Origin of the sequence: Chitinivorax sp. B (genome assembly GCF_005503445.1) — a bacterium.
Lineage (GTDB): Bacteria > Pseudomonadota > Gammaproteobacteria > Burkholderiales > SCOH01 > Chitinivorax.
Genome location: NZ_SCOH01000001.1, coordinates 44,184 through 69,393, shown reverse-complemented (window position 1 = coordinate 69,393; position 25,210 = coordinate 44,184). Strand labels below are relative to the sequence as shown.

The 25,210-nt window shown below is 50.5% G+C and carries 26 protein-coding genes and 1 tRNA gene; 5 read left to right on the top strand and 22 right to left on the bottom strand.

Going from position 1 to position 25,210, the window contains the following annotated elements:
• Positions 1–25: 25 nt before the first annotated feature.
• The 8 genes from nuoF to secG all read right to left on the bottom strand — a co-directional run bounded on the left by nuoF (position 26) and on the right by secG (position 5,004).
• The gene (gene nuoF, locus FFS57_RS00350; RefSeq protein ID WP_137935761.1) at positions 26–1,321 is read right to left on the bottom strand and encodes an NADH-quinone oxidoreductase subunit NuoF; all 1,296 of its coding nucleotides are present in this window, start codon (positions 1,319–1,321) and stop codon (positions 26–28) included.
• Positions 1,322–1,795 carry an NADH-quinone oxidoreductase subunit NuoE gene (gene nuoE, locus FFS57_RS00345; RefSeq protein ID WP_137935760.1) on the bottom strand — a complete coding sequence of 158 codons (474 nt, stop codon included), beginning with the start codon at positions 1,793–1,795 and terminating at the stop codon, positions 1,322–1,324.
• The gene (locus tag FFS57_RS00340; protein ID WP_137935759.1) at positions 1,795–3,048 is read right to left on the bottom strand and encodes an NADH-quinone oxidoreductase subunit D; all 1,254 of its coding nucleotides are present in this window, start codon (positions 3,046–3,048) and stop codon (positions 1,795–1,797) included. The genes nuoE and FFS57_RS00340 overlap by 1 nt, the downstream gene beginning before the upstream one ends.
• Complete coding sequence (locus FFS57_RS00335) at positions 3,041–3,634, bottom strand: NADH-quinone oxidoreductase subunit C (RefSeq protein WP_137935758.1); 594 nt, start codon at positions 3,632–3,634, stop codon at positions 3,041–3,043. Before FFS57_RS00335 ends, FFS57_RS00340 begins: the two co-directional genes overlap by 8 nt.
• Before the next feature lie 12 nt (positions 3,635–3,646).
• A complete protein-coding gene (locus FFS57_RS00330; protein ID WP_137935757.1) occupies positions 3,647–4,123 on the bottom strand; it encodes a NuoB/complex I 20 kDa subunit family protein in 477 nt (158 codons plus the stop codon).
• A complete protein-coding gene (locus FFS57_RS00325; protein ID WP_137935756.1) occupies positions 4,114–4,470 on the bottom strand; it encodes an NADH-quinone oxidoreductase subunit A in 357 nt (118 codons plus the stop codon). The genes FFS57_RS00330 and FFS57_RS00325 overlap by 10 nt, the downstream gene beginning before the upstream one ends.
• A gap of 109 nt (positions 4,471–4,579) precedes the next feature.
• A tRNA-Leu gene (locus tag FFS57_RS00320) sits at positions 4,580–4,665 on the bottom strand.
• 6 nt (positions 4,666–4,671) lie between these two features.
• Positions 4,672–5,004: a preprotein translocase subunit SecG gene (gene secG, locus FFS57_RS00315; RefSeq protein ID WP_137935755.1), complete on the bottom strand. Its 333-nt coding sequence runs from the start codon at positions 5,002–5,004 to the stop codon at positions 4,672–4,674.
• 289 nt (positions 5,005–5,293) lie between these two features.
• Between secG and pstS the strand changes: the two genes are divergently transcribed.
• The 4 genes from pstS to pstB all read left to right on the top strand — a co-directional run bounded on the left by pstS (position 5,294) and on the right by pstB (position 9,114).
• A complete protein-coding gene (pstS, locus tag FFS57_RS00310; RefSeq protein ID WP_137935754.1) occupies positions 5,294–6,337 on the top strand; it encodes a phosphate ABC transporter substrate-binding protein PstS in 1,044 nt (347 codons plus the stop codon).
• Between the two features lie 116 nt (positions 6,338–6,453).
• Positions 6,454–7,458 carry a phosphate ABC transporter permease subunit PstC gene (pstC, locus tag FFS57_RS00305; RefSeq protein ID WP_137935753.1) on the top strand — a complete coding sequence of 335 codons (1,005 nt, stop codon included), beginning with the start codon at positions 6,454–6,456 and terminating at the stop codon, positions 7,456–7,458.
• A 12-nt stretch (positions 7,459–7,470) separates the two neighbouring features.
• The gene (pstA, locus tag FFS57_RS00300; protein WP_137935752.1) at positions 7,471–8,313 is read left to right on the top strand and encodes a phosphate ABC transporter permease PstA; all 843 of its coding nucleotides are present in this window, start codon (positions 7,471–7,473) and stop codon (positions 8,311–8,313) included.
• Positions 8,314–8,340: 27 nt separating this feature from the next.
• On the top strand, positions 8,341–9,114 hold the full coding sequence (pstB, locus tag FFS57_RS00295) for a phosphate ABC transporter ATP-binding protein PstB (protein WP_137935751.1): 774 nt from the start codon (positions 8,341–8,343) through the stop codon (positions 9,112–9,114).
• A 98-nt stretch (positions 9,115–9,212) separates the two neighbouring features.
• Here the strand turns inward: pstB and glmM are convergent, their stop codons facing one another.
• From glmM to FFS57_RS00275, 4 genes are all read right to left on the bottom strand, one after another.
• Positions 9,213–10,583 (bottom strand): phosphoglucosamine mutase, encoded by a 1,371-nt coding sequence (glmM, locus tag FFS57_RS00290; RefSeq protein WP_137935750.1) that lies wholly within the window; start codon positions 10,581–10,583, stop codon positions 9,213–9,215.
• Positions 10,580–11,350 carry a dihydropteroate synthase gene (folP, locus tag FFS57_RS00285; protein ID WP_249383822.1) on the bottom strand — a complete coding sequence of 257 codons (771 nt, stop codon included), beginning with the start codon at positions 11,348–11,350 and terminating at the stop codon, positions 10,580–10,582. Before folP ends, glmM begins: the two co-directional genes overlap by 4 nt.
• Before the next feature lie 126 nt (positions 11,351–11,476).
• Positions 11,477–13,384: an ATP-dependent zinc metalloprotease FtsH gene (ftsH, locus tag FFS57_RS00280; protein ID WP_137935748.1), complete on the bottom strand. Its 1,908-nt coding sequence runs from the start codon at positions 13,382–13,384 to the stop codon at positions 11,477–11,479.
• Positions 13,385–13,454: 70 nt separating this feature from the next.
• Positions 13,455–14,123, bottom strand: a complete 669-nt coding sequence (locus tag FFS57_RS00275) for an RlmE family RNA methyltransferase (RefSeq protein ID WP_137935747.1) — start codon at positions 14,121–14,123, stop codon at positions 13,455–13,457.
• Between the two features lie 35 nt (positions 14,124–14,158).
• Between FFS57_RS00275 and yhbY the strand changes: the two genes are divergently transcribed.
• The gene (yhbY, locus tag FFS57_RS00270; protein ID WP_137935746.1) at positions 14,159–14,578 is read left to right on the top strand and encodes a ribosome assembly RNA-binding protein YhbY; all 420 of its coding nucleotides are present in this window, start codon (positions 14,159–14,161) and stop codon (positions 14,576–14,578) included.
• A gap of 46 nt (positions 14,579–14,624) precedes the next feature.
• On the opposite strand, the gene FFS57_RS00265 is transcribed toward yhbY, so the two are convergent.
• The 10 genes from FFS57_RS00265 to FFS57_RS00220 form a co-directional block, all read right to left on the bottom strand.
• Positions 14,625–15,074, bottom strand: a complete 450-nt coding sequence (locus FFS57_RS00265; protein ID WP_137935745.1) for a DUF4149 domain-containing protein — start codon at positions 15,072–15,074, stop codon at positions 14,625–14,627.
• Positions 15,075–15,096: 22 nt separating this feature from the next.
• Positions 15,097–15,573 (bottom strand): transcription elongation factor GreA, encoded by a 477-nt coding sequence (gene greA, locus FFS57_RS00260; protein WP_137935744.1) that lies wholly within the window; start codon positions 15,571–15,573, stop codon positions 15,097–15,099.
• Positions 15,574–15,648: 75 nt separating this feature from the next.
• Positions 15,649–18,864, bottom strand: a complete 3,216-nt coding sequence (gene carB, locus FFS57_RS00255) for a carbamoyl-phosphate synthase large subunit (protein ID WP_137935743.1) — start codon at positions 18,862–18,864, stop codon at positions 15,649–15,651.
• Positions 18,865–18,877: 13 nt separating this feature from the next.
• Entirely contained in the window at positions 18,878–20,011 is a 1,134-nt protein-coding gene (gene carA, locus FFS57_RS00250; protein WP_137935742.1) for a glutamine-hydrolyzing carbamoyl-phosphate synthase small subunit, read from the bottom strand.
• Between the two features lie 188 nt (positions 20,012–20,199).
• Positions 20,200–20,667, bottom strand: coding sequence for a MarR family winged helix-turn-helix transcriptional regulator (locus FFS57_RS00245; RefSeq protein WP_137935741.1), 468 nt, complete (start codon positions 20,665–20,667; stop codon positions 20,200–20,202).
• A 12-nt stretch (positions 20,668–20,679) separates the two neighbouring features.
• The gene (locus FFS57_RS00240) at positions 20,680–21,162 is read right to left on the bottom strand and encodes a glutathione peroxidase (RefSeq protein WP_137935740.1); all 483 of its coding nucleotides are present in this window, start codon (positions 21,160–21,162) and stop codon (positions 20,680–20,682) included.
• Positions 21,163–21,276: 114 nt separating this feature from the next.
• On the bottom strand, positions 21,277–22,050 hold the full coding sequence (locus FFS57_RS00235; protein WP_137935739.1) for a heme ABC transporter ATP-binding protein: 774 nt from the start codon (positions 22,048–22,050) through the stop codon (positions 21,277–21,279).
• Positions 22,051–23,079 (bottom strand): FecCD family ABC transporter permease, encoded by a 1,029-nt coding sequence (locus tag FFS57_RS00230; RefSeq protein ID WP_137935738.1) that lies wholly within the window; start codon positions 23,077–23,079, stop codon positions 22,051–22,053.
• Between the two features lie 177 nt (positions 23,080–23,256).
• Positions 23,257–24,111 carry a heme/hemin ABC transporter substrate-binding protein gene (locus FFS57_RS00225; protein ID WP_137935737.1) on the bottom strand — a complete coding sequence of 285 codons (855 nt, stop codon included), beginning with the start codon at positions 24,109–24,111 and terminating at the stop codon, positions 23,257–23,259.
• Entirely contained in the window at positions 24,108–25,154 is a 1,047-nt protein-coding gene (locus FFS57_RS00220; protein ID WP_137935736.1) for a hemin-degrading factor, read from the bottom strand. The genes FFS57_RS00225 and FFS57_RS00220 overlap by 4 nt, the downstream gene beginning before the upstream one ends.
• Positions 25,155–25,210 lie beyond the last annotated feature (56 nt).

Here is a 25,210-nt window from a genome sequence, read left to right as displayed (position 1 = left end):
CCTGTCGCTCGACCTGCACCGCAGGTCAACACCATTTGTGATCGATCATGCACTTCTTGTGCTCGATGTGATATTCGAACTCTTTGCGGAAGTGCTTGGTAAAGCTGCGAACTGGGAATACCGCTGCATCAGCGAGCGCGCAGATGGTACGGCCAGCCATATTGTTTCCGACTGAATCCAGTAGATCCAAATCTTCTGGTCTACCTAAGCCGTTCTCAATTCGGTGAATAATACGGTAAAGCCACCCTGTTCCTTCGCGACATGGCGTACATTGACCACAGGATTCCTCGTGATAGAAATACGCCAAACGCTCCAGCGCCTTCACCATGCATACATCTTCGTTCATGATGATGACTGCGCCAGAACCCAACATGGAACCAGCTTTCGAAATGCTGTCGTAATCCATGGTAAGTTCCATCATGACGTCGCCTGGTAAAACAGGCGCAGAGGAACCGCCAGGAATGACTGCCTTCAGCTTCTTACCACCACGCATTCCACCAGCCATCTCCAACAATTTAGAGAATGGGGTACCCAATGGAATCTCAAAATTGCCAGGACGATTCACATGCCCAGAAACAGAGAATAACTTGGTGCCACCATTATTCGGCTTACCTTGCTCCAGAAATTTCTGCGCACCATCACGGATGATGAAAGGCACGGAAGCAAACGACTCAGTATTGTTAATGGTGGTTGGCTTGCCATAAAGACCGAAACTTGCGGGGAATGGCGGCTTGAAACGAGGTTGCCCCTTCTTACCTTCCAGCGATTCCAACAATGCCGTTTCTTCACCACAGATATACGCACCGTAACCGTGGTGTGCGAATAGATCGAAAGTAAAGCCCGAATTCAGGATATTCTCACCCAGAAAGCCAGCTTGCCTCGCTTCATCCAAGGCTGCTTCAAACAGCTCGTAGACTTCGAAGATTTCACCGTGGATGTAGTTGTACCCACGCTTGGAGCCCATCGCATACCCAGCGATGATCATCCCTTCGATCAAAGAATGGGGGTTGTAACGCATGATGTCGCGGTCTTTGAAAGTCCCCGGTTCACCTTCGTCACTATTACATACAACGTACTTATCGCCAGGAAACTGACGAGGCATAAAGCTCCACTTGAGCCCGGTTGGAAACCCCGCACCACCACGGCCACGTAAAGAAGAATTCTTGACCTCAGCAATCACTTCATCCTGAGTCAGTTTGCTTTCAAGAATTCGCTTCAATGCTTGATAGCCGCCACGTGCCATATAGGCATCGAGCTTCCAGCAATTCGGATCGCTAGTGTCCAGGCCCTCGAAAATTACGCCGTTTTCAAAGACTGCCATTTATTCCAGCTCCGAAAGTTTCTTGTCGATGGCCTCATTCGACATGAAGCTACACATTGTATGATTGTTCAGCAACATAACCGGCGCATCGCCACACGCCCCCATGCATTCACCTTCAACCAAAGTGAATTTGCCATCTGCTGTTGTTTCACCATAACCAATTCCCAGCTTTTGCTTGAGATAGTTACCGGCATCCACACCACCAGACAGGGCACAGGGCAGATTGGTACATACTGTCAACTTATGCCGACCGACTGATTTCAGGTCATACATGTTGTAGAACGTTGCCACTTCATAAGCGGCGACTGGCGGAATCTGCAGGTAGTTAGCGACAAACTCAATCAGCTCAGTCGACAACCAACGCCTTTCGGTCTGGGCTATACGCAATGCCCCCATTACAGCCGAGCGTTTTTGGTCTGCAGGGTACTTGGCGACCTCACGGTCGATTTTTGCAAGAGATTCAGCGGACAGCATTAGCGGTCGATCTCCCCGAATACGATATCTTGGGTACCGATAATGGCTACCGCGTCAGCAATCATGTGACCACGAGCCATCTCGTCCAGCGCCGCCAGATGCGGGAAGCCAGGTGCACGAATTTTCAAGCGATAAGGCTTGTTGGCACCGTCAGATACCAGATAAATACCAAACTCACCTTTCGGGTGCTCAACTGACGCGTAGGCCTCACCCTCAGGAACATGCATACCTTCTGTGAAAAGTTTGAAGTGGTGAATCAACTCTTCCATATTGGTTTTCATTGCCAGACGAGAAGGCGGTGCAACTTTGTGATCATCTACAATCACAGGCCCCGGATTCTTCCGCAGCCAATCAATACACTGTTTGATGATACGGTTGGACTGACGCATTTCTTCAACACGAACCAGGTAACGGTCATAGCAGTCACCCTCTACACCAACTGGAATATCAAAATCCATATCGGCATATACTTCGTACGGTTGTGTCTTGCGCAAATCCCAGGCAATACCGGAACCACGAAGCATTGCACCCGAGAAACCAAGTGCTTTGGCTCGCTCAGGGGAAACTACGCCAATACCAACTGTCCGCTGCTTCCAAATGCGGTTATCCGTGAGCAACGTTTCGTAGTCATCCACACATTTTGGAAAGCGATTGACAAAGTCCTCAATAAAATCGAGCAAAGAGCCCTGACGATTTTCGTTCAAGGCTTTCAATTGCTGATCATTTTTAATCTTGGAGAACGTGTATTGTGGCATCCGATCTGGCAGATCGCGATAAACGCCACCTGGGCGATAGTACGCAGCATGCATACGTGCACCAGAAACTGCCTCATAACAATCCATCAAGTCCTCACGCTCACGGAATGCGTAAAGGAACATTGTCATCGCTCCGATATCCAACGCGTGGGCACCGATCCAGAGCAAATGATTGAGAATGCGAGTGACTTCATCAAACATCACACGGATGTACTGCGCACGAATAGGCACTTCGATCTGTAACAGCTTCTCAATCGCCATTACATAAGCGTGCTCGTTGCACATCATCGAGACATAGTCCAGACGATCCATGTAGGGTACAGACTGGATGAAAGTCTTACTTTCCGCCAGCTTTTCAGTGCCACGATGCAACAGACCAATATGGGGGTCTGCCCGCTCAATCACCTCACCGTCCAGCTCAAGCACCAACCGCAATACACCGTGTGCAGCCGGGTGTTGAGGACCAAAGTTGAGGGTGTAATTACGGATTTCAGCCACCGTAGCTCTCCTCGCGAATAATGCGCGGGATAATTTCGCGCGGCTCAATGGTGACAGGCTGGTAGATCACACGCCCCTGCTCAGGGTCATAACGCATCTCCACGTGACCGGACAATGGAAAGTCTTTACGGAATGGATGGCCAACAAAGCCATAGTCCGTCAGCAAACGACGCAAGTCCGGATGCCCTTCAAAGACAATACCGAACAGGTCAAAGGCTTCACGCTCGAACCAGTTCAAGCCAGCCCACGTCACTACAACAGAAGGAACAATCGGCATCTCATCATCATCCGCAAAGACGCGGACACGAAGACGCCAATTATTCTTAATTGACAGCAGATGATAGACCACAGCAAAGCGGGCACCATCCCAAGCACCATCGCCATAGGTGCTGTAATCCATACCACAAGCATCAATACATTGCTCAAAAGACAACTCTGGGCTGTCGCGCAACGTACAGGAAATTTCCAGCCACTGAGATGCCTTGACCACAACGGTCAACTCACCCAATGCCATTACCGTAGAAACAAGTTTATCCGCCAAAACACGATCAAGTGCTGCGGATAGATTTTCCAGCTTTTGACTCATGCTCAACCTTGCTTAGCGGGCGATCGTACAGGTACGTTTGATCTTGTTTTGCAACTGGATGATGCCATACAACAGAGCTTCCGCTGTTGGCGGGCAGCCCGGGACATACACATCCACTGGAACGATTCGATCACAACCACGTACAACCGAATAAGAATAGTGGTAATACCCACCGCCGTTCGCACAAGAACCCATTGACAGAACCCAACGCGGCTCTGGCATCTGGTCATATACCTTGCGCAAAGCTGGTGCCATCTTGTTGCACAGCGTTCCTGCCACAATCATCAGATCAGACTGACGAGGACTTGGACGAAAAACGACACCAAAACGATCAAGATCATAACGAGATGCACCGGCATGCATCATCTCAACCGCACAGCACGCCAGACCAAAGGTCATCGGCCATAAAGACCCTGTTCGCGCCCAGTTGATCAGCTTATCAGCCGTGGTCGTAACAAAGCCTTTTTCCAATACGCCTTCTATTCCCATTCCAGCGCACCTTTTTTCCACAGATAGACAAAACCAACTACCAGCTCGATGAGGAATACCGCCATCGTCAGCAAACCGCTGATACCCAGATCTTTCAACGCAACACCCCAAGGCAACAGGAATGCGGTTTCCAGATCAAAGATAATGAACAGAATTGCAATCAGGTAGTAACGAACGTCAAACTTCATACGAGCGTCTTCAAACGCCTCGAAGCCACATTCATAAGGAGAGAGTTTTTCCGCATCAGGCTTACTAGGAGAAACGAGCCAAGCCAATAGCATTGGCCCAACACCCACAGCCAAGCCGACAACACAGAACAGAAGAATGGGAAAATATTGTTGCAGCATTTGCACCCCACTACCGCGCACTAGCTTTTAAGGGCGGTCAAGCCGCCCTTAAAAGCTGATTTTTATCAGTTGTAGCGCAAACCAGGCAAAAGAACCACCTGATTAATGTTGGTGCCGACAGTGAGACTCGAACTCACACGGGCTACGCCCACTACCCCCTCAAGATAGCGTGTCTACCAATTTCACCATGTCGGCTAATTCTTACTCTGGAATCCCCGTAGGCTTGGGAGCTACTGAAGGCGCAGCGGGCTTCGCTGGCGCAACATGAGATTCCATCACACCCAACCCACCAGGCTTTTTAGCATCCAACGCCACCAAACCCATGCAAGTCGAGAAAAATACCAGCGCAGAAATCGCAGTCGCACGACTCAAAAAATTCGCAGACCCAGCTGCACCAAACAGACTACCCGAAGCACCACTCCCGAAGGCCGCACCCATGTCAGCCCCCTTGCCATGCTGCATCAACACCAGCACAATCAAAACCACTGCAGAAAGCACATTGACAATTTGTACTATCAGCTTCAGGAATTCCATATATTTTACCTAAGTATTTGAACCGATCGCAAACTGAACAGATCAAATTTTTACTCAAACTTTTTGTTGCCTGAGCATCGAAAAACCAGTCAAGATGAATCCCTAAAAGGTTTGCCGTTCTGCAAAGCCTGCGGATTATACTCATAGCTTTTGCACGCAGTCAAATACGCATCAACACTTGCTCAAAAGACGATTTGTAATATTTCTGCAACCTTCCTAATCTAAGATGGCCCCGCTAAGTACGCTTTTCATTGTTTTGCAACTGAAATCTTCCTTATCGGAGTCGTTCATGAAAGCCATTTTTGCCCGAAGCCTAGTGTTTACCTTCTTCGCGACAGCACTCTACTCGCCCGTTGCGCTAGCTGCAGACATTACTGGGGCAGGAGCAACATTCCCCTACCCACTTTATGCAAAATGGGCTGAATTATATAAGGCAAAAACTGGTGTTGGTCTGAACTATCAGTCCATAGGCTCCGGAGGCGGCATTAAACAAATCAAAGCAAGAACCGTTGATTTCGGCGCATCGGACAAACCGCTAACACCCAAAGAGTTGGACGAATCCGGATTGATGCAGTTCCCGACGGTGATTGGCGGGGTTGTTCCTGTCGTGAATATTCAAGGCCTACAGCCAGGGCAACTGAAGCTTACACCCGCAATTCTGGCGGATGTTTTTCTTGGCAAGATCACCAAGTGGAATGATCAACGCATTCGTAACATCAACCCAGGCGTAACGCTTCCCGATCAAAATATTACCGTTGTACGACGCTCAGATGGCTCCGGGACAACATTTATCTTCACAAATTACCTTTCCAAAGTAAGTTTAGAATGGAAAGAAAAAGTTGGCGAAGAAGCCTCTGTCAAATGGCCCACGGGGATTGGCGGCAAAGGAAATGAAGGCGTAGCCAATTATGTAAAACTCACTTCTGGTTCAATTGGTTATGTCGAGTATGCCTATGCCTTGCAAAACAAGATGAACTTTGCCCAACTTCAGAATAGGGATGGCCAGTTTGTCAGCCCCAGTGAAGAATCATTCAAGGCAGCTGCCGCACATGCCGACTGGGAAAAGGCACCTGGCTTTTATGAAATTCTGACAGATGAACCTGGCAAGCAAAGTTGGCCCATTACAGGCGCCACCTTCATTCTGGTACATAAAATGCAAGACAAGCCGGAGCACGGCAAAGAAGTGTTGAAATTCTTTGACTGGGCGTATGATCAAGGCGACCAAACTGCACTGCAGCTTGACTATATTCCACTACCTGACAATGTAACCAAACTTGTACGCAATGCTTGGAAAACCCAGGTGAAAGATACTAGCGGTAAAGTACTCTACTAAATTAACTACACAAGATCGTACATATTTCAGCCCGTTTTGGTAAAAACGATCATATACGGAAGGGGCCTTACGGCCCCTTCCGTGCTGTTTGAAAAATATGGCAATCGAGGCTATCAATGCATCCAGCTCCAGCTGCCCCCGCTTTGCTTAATACGACCCATCAGCATCAGCCCTTAGCAGGTCGGGCCAACGCCGGTCGCTTTTATGACGCAATATTCCACAACGTTACCCGCCTCTTTGCATTTTTGGTCTTGGCGTTACTTGTGGGCATCATTTTGTCATTGATTGATGGATCCATACCAGCAATCAAACATTTTGGTGCCACTTTTCTAGTTACCATGGACTGGGACCCCGTTCAGGAGAATTTCGGCGCGCTCATACCGATTTATGGCACGTTAGTGACATCTGCAATTGCATTACTGGTTGGCATCCCAGTCAGCTTTGGTATTGCTATGTTTCTCACAGAGTTAGCCCCAATTTGGCTTCGCCGCCCATTAGGAACTGCTATTGAATTATTAGCAGGTATTCCATCCATTATTTATGGCATGTGGGGACTCTTTATCTTTGCACCATGGTTTTCCAAGAACATTCAACCATGGATGAATGAAAACCTGGCCCCTGTGCCATTGGTTGGCCAGATTTTCAGTGGCCCCCCTATGGGTATTGGCATGTTCACTGCCGGCCTGATCCTGGCAATCATGGTGATTCCATTTATCGCATCTGTGATGCGTGACGTGTTTGAAATTGTTCCTCCCATGCTCAAGGAGTCCGCATACGGATTGGGTGGTACAACCTGGGAAGTCATGCGCAGCGTGGTATTACCCTATACAAAAGCAGGTGTAGTTGGCGGCATCATGCTTGGACTGGGGCGGGCTTTAGGGGAAACTATGGCAGTCACATTCCTGATCGGCAATGCCCATGAATTTCATGTCTCGTTATTTATGCCCGGCAACAGCATTGCATCTTCACTTGCTAACGAATTTACTGAAGCCACAGGCGATTTATATACCAGTTCACTTGTTGCATTGGGGCTGATTTTGTTCGTTATCACTTTCATCGTCCTAACGATGTCAAAAGTGCTGCTGATACAACTGAAAAAGCGTGAAGGGCAAACAAGCTGAGGCAGAATGGATATGAACAAATCGCTTTATACCAAACGACGCTTTATCAATCTTTTCAACATCATCATGTCAGTTCTTACAATGGGTTTTGGCCTATTCTGGCTGGCATGGATTCTAATTACGCTCTTCCAATATGGTTTTGATGCTATTTCGGTCACCATGTTTACCCAAACCACCCCACCACCAGGCTCCGCCGGTGGCCTACTGAATGCCATTGTGGGTAGTTTACTGATGGTTTGTTTCGGCACCTTGATTGGAACGCCCATTGGCATTCTTGCGGGTACCTATCTTGCGGAGTTTGGTGAACGTGGCTGGCTGGCACCAACCACACGTTTCATTAATGACATTCTGCTATCAGCACCTTCTATTGTGATTGGCTTGTTCATCTACACAATTTATGTTGCCAAGGTGAAACATTTCTCCGGCTGGGGGGGCGCTTTTGCACTGAGCCTGATCGTAATCCCTGTGGTTGTCCGCACCACTGAAAACATGTTGCGCCTTGTTCCCAGTAGCTTGAGAGAGGCAGCAGCAGCCCTCGGCACACCTCAATGGAAGGTAATTACATTCGTCACCTTACGTGCGTCACGAGCGGGCATTCTGACTGGCATCTTGCTTGCTGTTGCTCGCATCAGCGGTGAAACCGCGCCGTTGCTGTTCACTGCGCTAAACAACCAGTTCTGGAGCGTGAATATGAATGCTCCCATGGCCAACCTGCCGGTCGTCATTTTCCAGTTCGCAATGAGTCCATATGAAGACTGGCAAAAGTTGGCATGGGGTGGCGCTCTGTTGATCACGGTAAGCGTATTGGCGTTGAATATTATTGCCCGTTCATTGTTTAGACAAAAATCCAATTGATTGATCATCATGCGTAGAGAATTCGTCATGACCCAACAAACGCTCAGCACCGTGAAACTATCCATCCGTAATTTGAGCTTTTATTACGGCAACTTCCACGCGCTGAAGAACATTAACCTCGATATTGAGACCCAGCGAGTCACTGCATTCATCGGACCATCAGGCTGCGGAAAATCCACGCTTCTGCGAACATTGAACCGAATGTATGAACTCTACCCCAAGCTTCGGGCTGAGGGCGAGATCATGCTGCACGGCCAGAATATCCTAGACAGCGGTATTGATCTCAACTTGTTACGTGCACGAATTGGAATGGTGTTTCAGAAACCAACTCCTTTTCCCATGTCAATTTATGACAATATCGCCTTTGGCGTGAAGCTGTACGAAAAATTGAGTAAGAATGATATGGATGATCGCATCGAATGGGCGTTACGCAAAGCTGCGCTGTGGGAGGAAGTAAAGGATAAACTGAAACAAAGTGGTAACGGCCTATCAGGTGGTCAGCAACAGCGCTTATGTATCGCTCGTGCCATTGCGGTCAAACCAGAAGTACTATTGCTTGATGAACCAACATCAGCATTGGACCCAATCTCAACGGCACATATTGAAGAACTGGTACATGAGCTGAAGAATGATTACACCATTGTAATAGTGACGCATAACATGCAACAGGCAGCGCGAGTATCTGACTACACCGCCTATATGTATCTTGGCGAGTTAATTGAATATGGTGATACCGACGAAATCTTCACCAAACCCAAGAAGAAAGCTACCGAGGATTACATTACTGGCAAGTTTGGCTGACCCGTCTCAATAGATGCACCTTACAGCCCTCCAATGTTATGTCCAAATAGCAAAAAGCCAGCATTAACGCTGGCTTTTTGCATCACAATGTAGTCATATCAAACTGCCAAGGCTGCATGCTCCACAATCTCAGCAATGTGTTCAGCCCAGCGCTTGATCTTTTCGCCATTCTTGCCTTCAAGCATCACTCGAATGACTGGTTCGGTACCTGATGCTCGAAGTACCACACGCCCTTGGTCACGCAATTCACATTCAGCCTCCACAAGCGCAGCCTGCACAGGTAGTGAGTCACGATAATCAAAACCTTTTGGTACTCGAACATTGATCAGCACCTGCGGGTAGGTCGTCACATCTTTAGTGCTATCTGCCAAGGATGTGATAGCCCGATGAGAACGCAAAGCTTGTAACACTTGCAATGATGAAACGATGCCGTCACCAGTCGAGTGCTTGTCCAAACATATAATGTGCCCCGAACTCTCTCCACCTAGCTGCCACCCCTTCTCACGTAACATTTCAAGCACATAACGGTCACCCACCGCAGCGCGAGCAAAAGGTATTTTATGCTTCTCAAAAGCATGCTCTATCCCAAGGTTGGTCATTACAGTCCCAACCACACCGCCAACCAAGATGCCATCCTTTTGTCGCTGACGGGCAATCATGTACAACAATTTATCACCATCAAATGGAGTGCCGTCACGATCCACCATAATCAAGCGATCACCATCCCCATCCAAAGCGATTCCAAAGTCCGCTTGATGCTCGACCACTGCTTTTTGCAAAGCAGCCGTATCGGTGGCGCCAAAACCGTCGTTGATGTTGGTTCCATCCGGCTGATTACCAATGGTAATGACATCCGCGCCAAGCTCATGAAACACGTGGGGTGCGATGACATAGCTAGCACCATTTGCACAATCCAGCACCAGCTTGATGCCACGTAAATCCATATCTGACGGGAATGTGCTCTTACAGAACTCAATGTAACGTGCAGCCGCGTCTTCCATGCGACGTGCCTTACCAAGCTCTGCAGAAGGAACACACTTTAGCGGTTCATCTAATGCAACTTCAACGGCACGTTCAACTTTGTCCAGCAACTTGATACCACCAGCGCCAAAGAACTTGATCCCGTTATCCTCATAAGGGTTATGCGAAGCACTGATGACAACCCCTGCCTGCAGACGCAAGGCACGCGTTAAATATGCAATGCCTGGTGTTGGCATTGGGCCAATCAATACAACATCAACCCCACTGGCAGAAAAACCAGCCTCCAGCGCCGATTCCAGCATATAGCCAGAAATACGCGTGTCTTTTCCAATCAAGACCGTCGGGCGTTGCCCTGGGCGCAAGCGGCGATCAGCCGATGCAAGCACCTTTCCGGCCGCATAACCAAGGCGCATTACAAACTCAGGCGTAATCGGTTCTTCACCTACACGCCCACGAACTCCGTCTGTTCCAAAATATTTTCTGCTCATTGTTCTACCGCAGTCAGGATGGTTAATGCATCTTTTGTTGCTTTGACATCGTGCACCCGCACAATCGCCGCACCTTTTTGTACCGCCAGCAACGCTGCAGCTACGCTAGCGTGGATCCGATTTTCCACAATCTCACCCGTCAACATACCCAGCATGGATTTACGAGAAAGACCCACAAGCACAGGAAAACCAAGTAACGTTAGCTGGCGCAGTTTCTTTAACAAGTCTAAATTATGGTCAAGCGTTTTTCCAAAACCGAATCCTGGATCAATCACAATTCGGTCTCGGGATACACCCGCTTGCAATGCAATATGCGCGCGGCGCTCAAGATAAGTAGAAACCTCATCAAGCACATTGGCATAGTCTGGGTTGTGCTGCATATTATCCGGATTACCTTTTTTATGCATCAGGCAAACGGCAACTTTTGAAGAGGCAGCCACATCCATTGCCCCTGCATCTTCAAGCGCACCAACATCATTAATCATGTCAACACCGTGCTCAACTGCCAACCGCATAATGGTTGTCTTGCGAGTATCAATGGAAACAGGAATACCTAACGACACTAATTGAGGTAAGACGGACACCAACCGCTTCCATTCTTCATTTTCAGAAACAGCAGGCGCGTTGGGTCGAGTTGATTCCCCCCCCACATCGATAATGTCAGCTCCCTCATCCAGCATCGTTTTCGCACGAGCAATAGCTAAGCTGGTATCAAGGTAGCGCCCGCCATCCGAGAATGAATCAGGGGTGATATTCAGAATCCCCATGATTAGAGGCCGATTCAGTTCCAATTGAAACCTGCCACATTGCAATATTTGTTGACTCATAAAGTACTTGGGAAAACGAAAACAACCGACCTTATGGTCGGTTGTCTGATTGGCTATGTGACGAAATTACACTTCCTGCGCTGGTGTAACTGTTGCGGTGGGTGTTGTTGGTGTGGAATTATCGCCAGACGCCGCCGCCTTATTTGATGGCTGCTTGGGCGGGCGCGGTGGTTTGCCAGCCATGATGTCATCAATCTGATCTGCATCAATGGTCTCCCAATCCAACAATGCTGCGGTCATCGCTTCGACCTTATCACGATTTTCTTCCAGCAACTTTCTAGCCAAAGCATACTGCTGGTCTATGATACGGCGAATTTCCGCATCAACCATTTGCATGGTGGATTCAGACATATTCTTGTGCGTGGTAACGGAACGCCCCAAAAATACCTCTTGCTCATTATCGCCATACACCATAGGTCCCAGCGCTTCAGTCATACCATAGCGAGTCACCATGTCACGCGCAATTTGTGTAGCACGTTCAAAGTCATTGCCCGCACCGGTAGTCATCTGATTCATGAAGAGCTCTTCAGCAATACGGCCACCAAACAAGCACGCGATACGGGCCAGCAGATACTCACGGTCATAACACCAGCGGTCTTCTTCAGGCAGATACATCGTCACGCCCAAAGCACGGCCACGTGGAATGATAGTGACTTTATGCACAGGATCTGCCGAGGGTAACAGTTTACCAACAACCGCGTGCCCAGACTCGTGATAGGCCGTATTTTTACGCTCTTCCTCGCTCATCACCATGGAGCGCCGCTCGGCACCCATCATGACTTTATCTTTAGCCTTCTCAAAATCATCCATGTCAACCAAACGCTTATTCAAACGCGCGGCAAACAGTGCGGCTTCATTAACCAAATTGGCCAAATCCGCGCCCGAGAAGCCGGGTGTACCACGAGCCAACAGATCAGCACGTACGTCTGCGGCAATCGGAACCTTACGCATATGGACGTTGAGAATTTGCTCTCGGCCGCGAATATCGGGCAGCGGAACAACAACTTGACGATCAAAACGGCCAGGGCGTTGCAATGCAGGATCAAGTACATCAGGACGGTTGGTTGCAGCAATAACAATAATGCCCGAGTTGGCCTCAAAACCATCCATTTCAACCAATAGTTGGTTCAAAGTTTGCTCGCGCTCATCATTACCACCACCAAGGCCTGCACCACGTTGACGTCCTACTGCATCAATCTCATCAATAAAAATAATACAAGGTGCATTCTTCTTCGCTTGCTCGAACATATCCCGAACACGTGCAGCACCAACGCCCACGAACATTTCGACAAAGTCAGAGCCAGAGATTGAAAAGAACGGTACCTTGGCCTCACCAGCAATCGCTTTGGCAAGCAAAGTCTTACCGGTACCTGGGGAGCCTACCAGCAATACACCACGTGGGATGCGGCCACCCAGTCGTTGAAACTTGCTTGGATCACGCAAAAACTCAACAATCTCTTGTACTTCCTCTTTGGCCTCGTCACAACCAGCCACGTCTGCGAACAAGATCGGATTGCTGGACTCATCCAACATCCGGGCACGACTTTTACCAAAGCTGAATGCGCCTCCCTTTCCACCACCTTGCATCTGACGCATGAAAAAGATCCATACACCAATCAACAAAAGCATTGGGAACCAGGAAATGAATACCTGCATCAGCAAGGATTGTTCTTGTTCCTGTTTAGCAGCAAACCGAACCTTATGTTTGTATAGGTCATCAACCAAACGGTCATCACCTGGCGACAAGGTGGTAAAGGAAGTACTGTCAGTACGCTTACCCGTAATCAACTGACCACGTAGTACATTTCCTTCGATTTCAACAGATTGCACGCGACCACTCTTCACCTCTTCCAGAAATTCGGAATAAGGGATTTGACTTTGGGACTCATGCCGTTTGCTGAATTGGTTGAACACCGTCATCAGTACAAGGCCAATAATGAGCCAGATCGCGATGTTCTTGCCAATATTATTCACGTCAACTCCTTAGCGTGTGTGCGGAGCACAATACTCTCAGCTTGGATTCTAAACCCTCTTGACAACCCTGTCAGTAATCTGACGACATCTCACCGTCATCGGGGAAGACTGATGTGAAGTTTTCAAGCTTGTTCTTGCCAAGCAGGTAAATTTCGTTACTACGATCGCGGGAAGCTTTGGGTTTACGCGTCAACACCTGCTCAAAGCTCTTTCGCAGTAATGCCAAATACTCAGGATAGCCTGTTCCCTGGAAAGCTTTGACCAGATAGTTACCGCCAGGTTTCAGGTGGTGTTGTGCGAAATCCAGCGCCAACTCGATCAAATAGATACTTCGTGGCATATCCATCATGGCATTACCTGCCATATTGGGGGCAATATCCGAAATTACAAGATCAACTTGACGACCTTCCAACAGGGATTCGAACTCTCGTAATACCGGTTCTTCACGAAAATCCCCTTGCAGGAAGGTAACACCAGCCAGAGGATCCATTGGCAAGATATCCAAAGCGAGTACCTTGCCTTGGCGCCCAACTTTCTGGGCTGCGATCTGCGACCAACTGCCTGGGGCTGCCCCTAAATCGACGATGATCATACCTGGCTGAATCAGCTTGTCTTTTTCCATGATTTCAAGCAATTTGTAAGCAGCCCTGGAGCGATAACCCTCCTTTTGCGCCATTTGTACATAAGGGTCGTTAACATGCTCCGTCATCCATGCCTTGCTGGTCTTGGTTCGTTTCATAAGTTACAATACTAGGTTTTTCAGAGGGTTAACCCATGATCGAATTGACGCCGCTACAGCGCCGTTTTCTCCGCGCGCAAGCGCATCATCTGAATCCTACAGTGATGATTGGCGCCAATGGCTTATCCGAGGCCGTCATGCGGGAACTCGCCCGCAGCCTAGACGCTCACGAACTCATCAAGGTTCGGGTGTTCAGCGATGAACGTGATGCACGTGAAGCATTGTTGCAACAGATCTGCGACGATCTTGACTGCGCCCCCATTCAGCACATTGGCAAGCTTCTGGTTCTTTATCGCCCAGGCAATGAACCCAAGATCGAATTGCCCGATGACAAAAAGTCGCTTAACAAGCCTGCGCCCAAAGCCCCAGCTGAACCAACTTCTAAAAGAACAGCGAGTAAACCGATTGCCTCGGGTCGTCCTGGTGGCAATCGCCGCCGACGAGTAGGTCGCTAAATCCAAACAGCAAAAGGCAGCGGAAGCTGCCTTTTTGTTTTGCTTATTACTTACTACCTCGCGTAATCAACGCCAGTCCAAGCAAACACACACTCAAGTAGATGATACTAGAAATGGTATGTGCGGTTGCAAAACCACCGCCAAATGCCCCTGTTGCCACACTACCAGCCTTCGCCTTCAACCCGGTAATCCATGGATGGATAGCGAAGTGATTGATGGCAGTCAGAATTAACATCAACAAAACAATCCAGAATCCACTTTGCTTGAATGCACCAAAACCATCCGCTATCAGCGCATGCAACAACAGGTAAAAACCCGCCAACAACCCAATCCAGGCCATACCGACGAAAATCCGGCCTGCCAGTGCACCAGCCAGCGCTCGATCGTGTGGCAGGGCATGAAACAAGAGCGGTGCAACCAACGCACCCACAATCCACAGACCGCCAACCCACAGTGTCAAGGAGATGATTCTCAAGGTATCTGGAAAGTTGCCCATGGTATGTGCCTGCTTTTCTGGCTTAAATAAATTTCACATCCAACACTTCATACTCGCGAATACCACCTGGCGCCAACACCTCGGCGACATCGCCGGCATATTTGCCGATCAGGGCACGCGCAATTGGTGAGCTGATTGAGATTTTACCTAGCTTAAGGTCTGCCTCGTCATCCCCAACAATTTGATAGGTAACTGCATCGCCAGACTCCATGTCCTCCAGATCAACTGTCGCACCAAAAACAACACGACCATCAGAATCAACCAGCTTGGGGTCAATGATCTGCGCATTGGATAATTTACCTTCCAGCTCCTGAATACGACCTTCGATGAAGCCCTGGCGCTCCTTCGCCGCATCATATTCAGCATTCTCAGATAGATCACCCTGTGCACGTGCCTCCGAAATTGCTTCAATGACACGCGGACGTTCCACAGTCTTCAAACGGTGCAACTCCTCCTTCAATAACTCTGCGCCTACTACAGTCAATGGGACTTTGATCATAGCCAGAAACTCCACTAGCAAAACAACAGGCCGCCGTTCCGAAAACGGCGGCCTTGGGTAGGTTATAAAGATAATTTATCGGTTTTCTGCGAGTTGCGCGTGCAACCCTTGTAAGTCATATACCTGCAATTCAGCCATGTGCGCCATACCAATGGTGGCCGCACGTGCACCAGCCAAGGTAGTGTAAATGGTCAGACGAGCCTGTTGTGCCGCATGGCGAATGTAATAGCTATCCTGAATTGCCGAACGTTTTTCTTCCACCGTATTGATCACCATCTGAACCTGATCATTCTTGATCAGATCGACGATATTCGGACGTCCCTCATTCACCTTATTGACTGCCGTTACTGGAATACCAGCCTCCGCAATTGCAGCCGCGGTACCCTTGGTGGCCAGCAAACCGAAACCCAGCTCATGCAGATTACGGGCAACTTCAACCACACCAGCTTTATCCTGCTGCTTGACACTGATGAAAATGCTACCGGAGGTTGGCAATTTGATAGATGCCGCCAGCTGGCTCTTCATGAACGCTTCGGCGAAAGTTGCGCCCACACCCATGACTTCACCAGTCGACTTCATTTCCGGTCCAAGGATCGTATCGACACCAGGGAACTTAATGAACGGGAAGACTGCCTCTTTTACCGAATAGTACGGGGGAATGACTTCTTGTTGCACACCTTGGGCGTCCAAACTAATACCCGCCATACAACGTGCTGCAATCTTGGCCAACGGCAAGCTGGTTGCCTTAGAAACATAAGGCACTGTACGGGATGCACGCGGATTCACTTCCAGCACATATACGTCGCCATTTTGAATGGCGAACTGCACGTTCATCAAGCCAACAACATTCAGCGCCTTAGCCATTGCCACGGTTTGACGGCGCAATTCATCCTGCTTTTCCTGACTCAGACTAAATGGCGGCAGTGAGCAAGCAGAATCCCCGGAGTGAACACCAGCCTGTTCAATATGCTCCATGATTCCGCCAATCAGCACGCGCTCACCATCACTGATCGCATCCACGTCTACTTCTATTGCATCGTTCAGAAAGCGATCCAACAGCACCGGACTATCGTTCGACACCTTAACCGCCTCACGCATATAGCGTTCTAAATCGGCTTGAGCATGGACAATTTCCATGGCACGGCCACCCAATACATAAGATGGACGAACCACCAGCGGATAACCGATTTCCTGAGCCAATTGAATGGCTTCACCTGGGGTTCGGGCAGTACGGTTCGGCGGCTGACGCAAACCCAGCTCATGTAGCAGCTTCTGGAATCGCTCACGATCCTCCGCAGCATCGATCATATCCGGTGTTGTGCCGATGATGGGCACGCCGTTGGCTTCCAATGGTTTGGCCAACTTCAGCGGGGTTTGGCCACCATACTGAACGATCACACCAACCGGCTTTTCGACATGGACAATCTCCAAGACATCTTCCAGCGTCAGCGGTTCGAAGTACAGTCGATCAGACGTGTCATAGTCTGTCGACACCGTCTCAGGGTTACAGTTGACCATGATGGTCTCGAAACCATCTTCACGCAAAGCCAGCGCGGCATGCACGCAGCAGTAGTCAAATTCGATCCCTTGGCCAATCCGGTTCGGCCCGCCACCCAGCACGATGATCTTCTTGCGATCACTTGGCTGAGACTCGCACTCGTCCTCATAGGTTGAGTACATGTACGCAGTATCCGTTGAGAACTCAGCTGCACACGTATCAACACGCTTGTAGACCGGGCGCACCCCCAATTCCCAGCGATGCTTGCGAACATTGCTCTGATGCTCGCCAAGCAAAGTAGAAATTCGACGATCCGAGAAACCTTTACGCTTGAGGCGACGCATGGTTTCTGCATCCACCCCACTGAGGTCACGGCCCTTCAATGCTTGCTCTTCCTTAATCAGATCTTCGATCTGGATCAGGAACCAAACATCGATATGCGTATGGGCATGAATTTCTTCAAGTGTCATACCAGCGCGGAAGGCATCCGCCACATACCAGATACGCTCAGGGCCTGGGTCACCGAGCTCGGTTTCGATCTTTTCCAGATCACTGGTGATCTCATCCAGACCATAATGACCAGTTTCCAAACCACGCAACGCCTTCTGCAGCGATTCCTGGAAAGTACGGCCAATGGCCATGACTTCACCAACGGACTTCATCTGTGTCGTCAGGCGGTCATTGGCTTGCGGGAATTTCTCGAAGGCAAACTTTGGAATCTTGGTCACAACATAATCTATGGACGGCTCGAACGATGCCGGGGTCTTGCCACCGGTGATATCGTTCTTCAGCTCATCCAACGTAAAGCCAACAGCCAGCTTAGCCGCAACTTTGGCAATTGGGAAACCGGTTGCCTTGGAAGCCAGCGCAGATGAACGGGATACGCGTGGATTCATCTCGATGACGATCATCTCTCCATTGGCAGGATTGACCGCAAATTGAACATTGGAACCACCGGTATCAACACCTATTTCACGCAATACCGCCAGGCTGGCGTTACGCATGATCTGGTATTCCTTGTCGGTCAGTGTTTGTGCTGGTGCGACGGTAATGGAATCGCCAGTGTGCACCCCCATCGGATCGAAGTTTTCGATCGAGCAGATGATGATGCAATTATCGGCATGGTCGCGCACTACTTCCATCTCATACTCTTTCCAACCCAACACTGATTGCTCGATCAGCAATTCGTGGGTTGGCGAGGCTTCAAAGCCACGGGTACAAATTTCGAGGAATTCTTCTTTATTGTACGCAATACCACCGCCAGAGCCGCCCATGGTGAATGAAGGACGGATCAGTGTCGGGAAGTTGACTTCAGCTTGTGCCGCCAGCGCTTCTTCCATCGTGTGTGCAATGAAAGATTTCGGGCAGGACAGGCCGATCTTTTCCATCGCCAGTTTGAACTTGCCGCGATCTTCCGCTTTGTCGATAGCTTCCGGTGTTGCACCGATCAGCTCGACCTTGTACTTGTCGAGCACGCCGTTGCGCCACAGATCCAGCGCACAGTTCAGTGCAGTCTGGCCACCCATGGTGGGCAGAATGGCATCTGGACGCTCCTTGGCAATGATTTTCTCAACCATCTGCCAAGTAATCGGTTCGATATAGGTCACGTCCGCCATGTTCGGGTCGGTCATGATGGTCGCGGGGTTCGAATTGACCAGAATCACCTTGTAACCCTCTTCACGCAGCGCTTTGCAAGCTTGTGCGCCAGAGTAGTCGAATTCGCAAGCCTGGCCGATGACGATCGGGCCAGCGCCGATGATCAGGATGCTCTTGATGTCTGTCCGTTTTGGCATAGTGAATCCTTAATTACTTACGTTCAGCCATCAGCTTGATGAACTTGTCGAACAGGTAAGCCACGTCATGCGGGCCAGGGCTGGCTTCTGGATGACCCTGGAAGCTATAAGCCAGTTTATCGGTGAGCGCGATACCCTGCACCGTACCATCAAACAGCGAACGATGTGTAATGCGCACATTGGCCGGCAAACTGGCTTCGTCAACCTGAAAGCCATGATTCTGACTGGTAATCATGACTTGCTTATTATCCAGATCCTGCACCGGATGGTTAGCACCATGGTGACCAAACTTCATTTTGCTGGTCTTGCCACCGGCGGCCAAACCCAGCAGTTGGTGGCCTAAACAAATACCAAAAATCGGTAGATTCTTGTCCAGCAGTGTCTGGATTGCTTTGATTGCGTAATCACATGGCTCCGGATCACCCGGGCCATTGGACAGGAAGATACCATCCGGGTTGTGGCTAAGCGCTTCTTCCGCCGTGGCAGTGGCTGGCAATACGGTCAACTTGCAACCACGCTCAGCCAACATACGCAGGATGTTGTGCTTTACGCCATAGTCGAAGGCAACCACGTGGAATTTGGACGCAGTCTGCTCGGTATAACCAGCACCCAGCTTCCATTCACGGGTAGACCATTCGTAGGCTTTCTCGCTGGTGACCACCTTGGCCAGATCCTGACCAGCCATGGAACCAAAGCTCTTGGCCATTTCAACTGCCTTGGCAGCGTCAATATTGTCGCCAGTGATGATGCAACCAGGCTGAGCGCCCTTTTCACGCAGGATACGGGTCAGCTTACGTGTGTCGATTTCAGCAATTGCCACAACATTGTTCGCCTTCAGGTAGTCAGACAGGCTTTGCTCACTGCGCCAGTTGGAGGCAGTCAGCGGCAGATTGCGAATGATCAGACCGGATGCGAACACCTTGCGGGATTCGGCATCTTCCTGATTGACCCCGACATTGCCGATGTGCGGATAGGTTAGTGTAACCAATTGCTTGTAGTAGGACGGATCGGTCAGGATTTCCTGATAGCCAGTCATGGCGGTGTTGAAAACCACTTCACCAATCGTGTGGCCTTCACTACCAATGGAAATCCCGTGGAACAATGTGCCGTCGGCTAGCGCGAGCAGTGCAGACTTTGTGTGAGACACCAGCGGCTCCTGAAGTAAATGCTATACAGTCGGGTTCGGACTGTCAGCCGCGTTGCCAAGAAACCTGGCCGGGTAGACCGTTTCGAACCCCTCCGTAAGAAGGGCGTAACAAAACGGGATAGGCAAAGGGCCTATCCCGTTCGTTTGCGTTGAATTTGTTGCGATTTTAACGCAACCGGCTTTTTTCTTCAATCTGCGTTTCCGCTTTTCATTGAACGCATTTGCGCCAACAGGTCAGTTAACGTTGTTTTAAGTCCTTTGGCTACTGATAACTGGTGCCCATGTTGGCAAGTCATGTCGGCACGCATGGCGGCGGCTTTTCGACGTAAAGCCCTGCCCGTCTCGGTCAAACGGATGACAACATGGCGCTCATCATCCGTTGATCGTTGGCGGGCTACATACCCTACTGTCGCCAAACGTTTCAGCAATGGTGTCAAAGTGCCAGAATCCAGGTACAGACGCTCGCCGATCTGCTTGACACTCAAACCATCCTGCTCCCACAGCACCAACATGACCAGATACTGTGGATAGGTCAGACTCAGGGGTGCCAAAAACGGCTGGTAGGATTGCACCATGGCTCGAGATGCAGCATAAAGCGCAAAACACAATTGCTGATCCAGCAGAAGATCGGCCGTTTCACCGTTTTCTTGTGACATGGTGGGCGTGACTTACAGCAGTTTCTCAATATCTCCAGCAATATCCTCGGGCTTGGTTGTCGGCGCAAAACGGTCAACCACCTTGCCAGAACGATCCACCAGAAATTTGGTGAAGTTCCATTTGATACCTTCCAAGCCAAAGATCCCTGGGGCAGAGGATTTCAGGAATTGGTAGAGGGGGTGTGCGTTTTCGCCATTGACGTCAATTTTGGCGAACATTGGAAAAGACACGCCATAGTTAACTTGGCAGAACTCGGCAATATCATTCTCACTACCAGGCTCTTGTGAACCAAATTGATTGCAGGGAAAACCAAGCACGACCAAGCCCTTGGCTGCGTAGTCCTTATGAAGCTTTTCCAGACCTTCATATTGCGGTGTAAAACCACACTTGCTGGCCGTATTGACAATCAACAACACCTTATCCTTGAATTCACCAATCGAGACTTCTTTGCCAGTCAGTGATGTTGCAGCGAGATCATAGAGAGATGTGGTCATGATGACACTCCGTTTGATGAGTGGAAATTCACACTACTATAACAAGCAACTATATTGCATACAATTTAATTGCTTACATCAAACAATCCTGAACATGCCATAATACGATCAGACTCAATACACGATATAAGGTTGCTTGCTACGCGGATGCGTCACCCAATCGGCATCAATCTGATAGACCGCAGCCAGACGTTCCGGTGTCAGCACGTCGCAAGGAGAGCCATAGGCCGCAATCTGACCTTGGTTCAATAGCAGGACTTCGTCTGCATACTGCGCGGCCAGATTCAGTTCGTGCAGTACCAATACCATGCCGAACCCTTGTTGTCTGGCCAATTGGCAGGCCAGCTGCAGCACTTGCAATTGATGGCTGGGGTCCAGTCCTGCGGTGGGTTCGTCCAGCAACAGATATCGGGGGTTGCAGTCTGCGCCTAGCAATTGTGCCAATACCCGAGCCAATTGCACCCTGCGTTGTTCACCTCCAGATAAAGCGATGAATTGTCTTGCCGCGAAAGCAGTGACATCCGCCATGGCTAATGCTTGTTGGACAATTGTGGCTTCATTGCCTCGCTGTACAGGTGGATGGCAGTAGCAGCCCATCGCCACCACCTCGCTGACACTCAACGGAAAATCGAGCCGCGTCTGCTGCGCCAACATGGCCCGATGACGGGCCAACTGGTCGGCCCGGAAGTTTGTCAGCGATTGACCATCCAATGTCACCGTTCCTTCATCAGGCTGAAGTGTACCCGCCAAAATGGACAGCAATGTAGACTTACCGGCACCATTTGGCCCCAGCAACGCCAGGACACGGCCCGGGGCGACGGTCAGGTTGACGTTCTGCAAAACGTAGCGGCCACCACGACGCAAGATCAGTTGTTCGGCTTGCAACATTTAGCGATTTCCTTTGACCATCAACCACAAGAAAAACGGGCCGCCAATCAGACTGGTCAACAAGCCAATCGGCAATTCAGCTGGCGCAATCACCGTGCGTGCCACAGCATCGGCAAACAACAATAACATGGCCCCAGCCAAAGCCGATGCTGGCAGTAACCATCTATGGTTACCGCCCAATAACAAGCGCATCAGGTGTGGCACCACCAAACCAACAAAGCCGATCGCCCCACATAGTGCCACTGCAATACCCACCAACAATGCCACCAGCAATACCAGCCGGCGCCGAATTCGCGGGACATCGAATCCGGCGTGCCAAGCTTCGGCTTCACCCAACAACAAGGCATTCAGCGCCCGCCAGTCGTGCAAAATGAAACCAGCCAATAACAAGGCTGCAGGCATCAACAATGCGGCACTTTGCCATGTGGCACCACCCAAGCTGCCAAGGGACCAGAACACGATGCTGCGTAACGCTTCATCCCCAGCCATGTAAGTAAACGTGCCCATCATGCTTGTATTGATCGCGTTGACAGCGATCCCTGCCAACAATAAGGCCAGCGATCCACGGTTCGGTTGCAACTTGCCAATCAGCATGACCAGCGAAGTAGAACCCAATGCACCGACAAATGCCGCGAAAGGCAAGGTATAAACCCCGGCGAAACCCAAGGCAATGGTAACCGTGGCTCCCAATGCAGCCCCGCTGGACACACCCAATAACCCAGGGTCCGCCAGGGGATTGCGAAATAGCGACTGCATGACACAGCCGGATACGGCCAATGCAACACCGCAGCCGATTGCCAAGGCGATTCTCGGCAAACGGATCTGCAACAGAACGGTTCTGGCCAATTCAGCATCCTCACCTCGCTGCCCGGTCATGCCAGCCAGAAGCGATGACAAAGGAACACCAACAGCGCCAACAACGGCAGCCAGTAGACAGGTGGCAATCAGCAGTGCCAGCAAAATGGCCAACCACAGTGAAGGCGGCCAGGGTAAAGTAGGACGGGTGGAAGGCAAAGCGTGGTCAGTCATCACAAATAGAGTATGGCTATTGTTGGGGGGAAATGGGTACAGGTCAAAGTGTAGCCAGCCAAGCTACCTGTAACACCGACAACCTGCGTTTATCTGATATGCAAATATGACAGGAAAAACCTGGTGCCTGCTGGGCATAGGCTGTGGATCACACCACGTGTCTATGCCCTGCCAGATTTATTGACTGCTAGCCACAACCGGCGTACTTCGCCATGCCTTGCGCAGCTCGGCAACAGCCTCCGCCACCCGTGGACCGAAACCCAGCAGAAACAGATCGTCGAATACCAGAATGCGCTTCTCTCGTGCGGCAGGTGTTAATGCAACGCCAGGCAAAGCCTGGATGCGGGCAACGCCACCCATGGCGTCGGCGCTCATGGTGGTGGTGACAATCCAGTCTGGCTTCGCGGCCAATACCGACTCCAACGACAACGGTCTATAGCCGTCAAAGCCGGAAATGGCATTCACCCCACCCGCCAGTTCGATCATGCGATTGGCAATCGTATCCTGCCCTGCGGATTGCGGTGTGCCACCCCGCGCCATCAAAAACAGCACGCGCGGTTTGGTCTGACGATCTTTCGCTACCTGTTGCGAGAGTAGATCCAACCTCTGTTCAATCTCATCCAACTTTTGCCTTGCTTCAGCATCCCGCTCCAATGCCTTGCCGACCCCCAGTAACCGTTCGCGCAACGCCTGTCGATCAGGCTCCGAAGACAATGACAGCATGTGAAGTCCCGCGGCCTTCAGCTGCTGCACCGCGACTGGCGGCCCTGCATGATCGGACAGAATGACCAAATCCGGCTTCAGTGTGATCACCCCCTCTGCCGAGAAATTGCGGTAATACCCAACCTGTGGCAACGATCTGGCCACAACCGGATAGCGGCTAGACTGATCTACACCAACTACCTGTGTACCACCACCCAATGCATAGACCACTTCAGTCAGCGCGCCACCCAGCACGACGATGCGCACTGGTGCTGCCTGAGAGGCTGCCGTGGCCAGCAGCAACACCCCCACCAACCAACGCCGTATCATGCCGTCTCCTCAGCCGGGATCAAATCCAACAACATGGCTCGCCAGTCCGGCAGTTCCGGCAGCCCTGGCTTGCGCTTGCCGAAAAGTTGGACGATCAGGCCACCTTGCACATCATACAACTCCAATGAGGTCACCCAGCCATCGACAGTAGGCTTGCTGACAACCCAGCTACTGGCAATAGCAGTGGTATTCAGGTGCATGCTGAAGCGTTCATCCAGCACGTTGAACCAGGGTCCAGTACGAAGCAGCCGCTGTACCTTGCCTGTATGGATTTGCACCATGCCAGGATTACCAACAAACACCATGATGTCCGTTGCTGTCTCAGCAGCCCAGTGCAGCACTCGCTCCACAGCATCGTAGCTGACCTCGCACGCCAAATCGCCACCTGCATGACGCAATGCCGTCAGCCTGGGCAACGCCAGTGATTTCAGCATACTGAAGAAGTCATGTGTATCCTTCAATGCCAACCATTTGTTGCGCAACGTTGCCACGTCCACCTCGACATCCAGTCGCTCGGCAATTACAGGTGTCGTATCCAGCTCGATTCGGTCACTGGCCGTCACCGCATACTGCTGTCGTATTTCCTGATAAGCGGACACATCGCTGTGCTCGGTAAGATAGACCTTGTGTAGCGCCATACCACGAGCATCAAAGAACTGCAGACTGCGGCGTGGACCGGATTGACCGGGCTCTTCCACAGCAAAAGCATGTCGCCATTGACTGAAAAATACCCGCAGATCGATATCGTCCCCCAAGGTCAGGCCGATCATGCCTTCGGCCTGAATATTGAGATAGGTACCGTGCCTTTCGTGGACACAGAAATCGTTACGGGTCAATGCCATGACATCGCCCAAACTCCCCAACTGCTTGAACAGCGCACGTAAATCACCCACCAATCGCGTCGCCTGTACTCCACACTGTGCATCCACAAGCGCAGCCTCGTTCACGCCCAATCGGCTGGCGGCTTCTCGAATACGCAATTTCGGCTCTTGTTCACATAGGGCTTGCCATGCGGCATAAAGCGGGTTGTCTTGTGATGTCATGGTTACCTCCGGTAGATGGAAAGTAGGTACCCGTCATCAACCGGTACCTAGTTGGA

Excerpts from the sequence above, each read along its gene's own strand:
- nuoF (WP_137935761.1), bottom strand. The coding sequence starts at position 1,321 with ATGGCAGTCTTTGAAAACGGCGTAATTTTCGAGGGCCTGGACACTAGC.
- nuoE (WP_137935760.1), bottom strand. The coding sequence starts at position 1,795 with ATGCTGTCCGCTGAATCTCTTGCAAAAATCGACCGTGAGGTCGCCAAG.
- FFS57_RS00335 (WP_137935758.1), bottom strand. The coding sequence starts at position 3,634 with ATGAGTCAAAAGCTGGAAAATCTATCCGCAGCACTTGATCGTGTTTTG.
- FFS57_RS00330 (WP_137935757.1), bottom strand. The coding sequence starts at position 4,123 with ATGGGAATAGAAGGCGTATTGGAAAAAGGCTTTGTTACGACCACGGCT.
- FFS57_RS00325 (WP_137935756.1), bottom strand. The coding sequence starts at position 4,470 with ATGCTGCAACAATATTTTCCCATTCTTCTGTTCTGTGTTGTCGGCTTG.
- secG (WP_137935755.1), bottom strand. The coding sequence starts at position 5,004 with ATGGAATTCCTGAAGCTGATAGTACAAATTGTCAATGTGCTTTCTGCA.
- pstS (WP_137935754.1), top strand. The coding sequence starts at position 5,294 with ATGAAAGCCATTTTTGCCCGAAGCCTAGTGTTTACCTTCTTCGCGACA.
- pstC (WP_137935753.1), top strand. The coding sequence starts at position 6,454 with ATGCATCCAGCTCCAGCTGCCCCCGCTTTGCTTAATACGACCCATCAG.
- pstA (WP_137935752.1), top strand. The coding sequence starts at position 7,471 with ATGAACAAATCGCTTTATACCAAACGACGCTTTATCAATCTTTTCAAC.
- pstB (WP_137935751.1), top strand. The coding sequence starts at position 8,341 with ATGACCCAACAAACGCTCAGCACCGTGAAACTATCCATCCGTAATTTG.
- glmM (WP_137935750.1), bottom strand. The coding sequence starts at position 10,583 with ATGAGCAGAAAATATTTTGGAACAGACGGAGTTCGTGGGCGTGTAGGT.
- folP (WP_249383822.1), bottom strand. The coding sequence starts at position 11,350 with ATGGGGATTCTGAATATCACCCCTGATTCATTCTCGGATGGCGGGCGC.
- FFS57_RS00275 (WP_137935747.1), bottom strand. The coding sequence starts at position 14,123 with ATGAAACGAACCAAGACCAGCAAGGCATGGATGACGGAGCATGTTAAC.
- yhbY (WP_137935746.1), top strand. The coding sequence starts at position 14,159 with ATGATCGAATTGACGCCGCTACAGCGCCGTTTTCTCCGCGCGCAAGCG.
- FFS57_RS00265 (WP_137935745.1), bottom strand. The coding sequence starts at position 15,074 with ATGGGCAACTTTCCAGATACCTTGAGAATCATCTCCTTGACACTGTGG.
- greA (WP_137935744.1), bottom strand. The coding sequence starts at position 15,573 with ATGATCAAAGTCCCATTGACTGTAGTAGGCGCAGAGTTATTGAAGGAG.
- carB (WP_137935743.1), bottom strand. The coding sequence starts at position 18,864 with ATGCCAAAACGGACAGACATCAAGAGCATCCTGATCATCGGCGCTGGC.
- FFS57_RS00245 (WP_137935741.1), bottom strand. The coding sequence starts at position 20,667 with ATGTCACAAGAAAACGGTGAAACGGCCGATCTTCTGCTGGATCAGCAA.
- FFS57_RS00240 (WP_137935740.1), bottom strand. The coding sequence starts at position 21,162 with ATGACCACATCTCTCTATGATCTCGCTGCAACATCACTGACTGGCAAA.
- FFS57_RS00235 (WP_137935739.1), bottom strand. The coding sequence starts at position 22,050 with ATGTTGCAAGCCGAACAACTGATCTTGCGTCGTGGTGGCCGCTACGTT.
- FFS57_RS00230 (WP_137935738.1), bottom strand. The coding sequence starts at position 23,079 with ATGACTGACCACGCTTTGCCTTCCACCCGTCCTACTTTACCCTGGCCG.
- FFS57_RS00225 (WP_137935737.1), bottom strand. The coding sequence starts at position 24,111 with ATGATACGGCGTTGGTTGGTGGGGGTGTTGCTGCTGGCCACGGCAGCC.
- FFS57_RS00220 (WP_137935736.1), bottom strand. The coding sequence starts at position 25,154 with ATGACATCACAAGACAACCCGCTTTATGCCGCATGGCAAGCCCTATGT.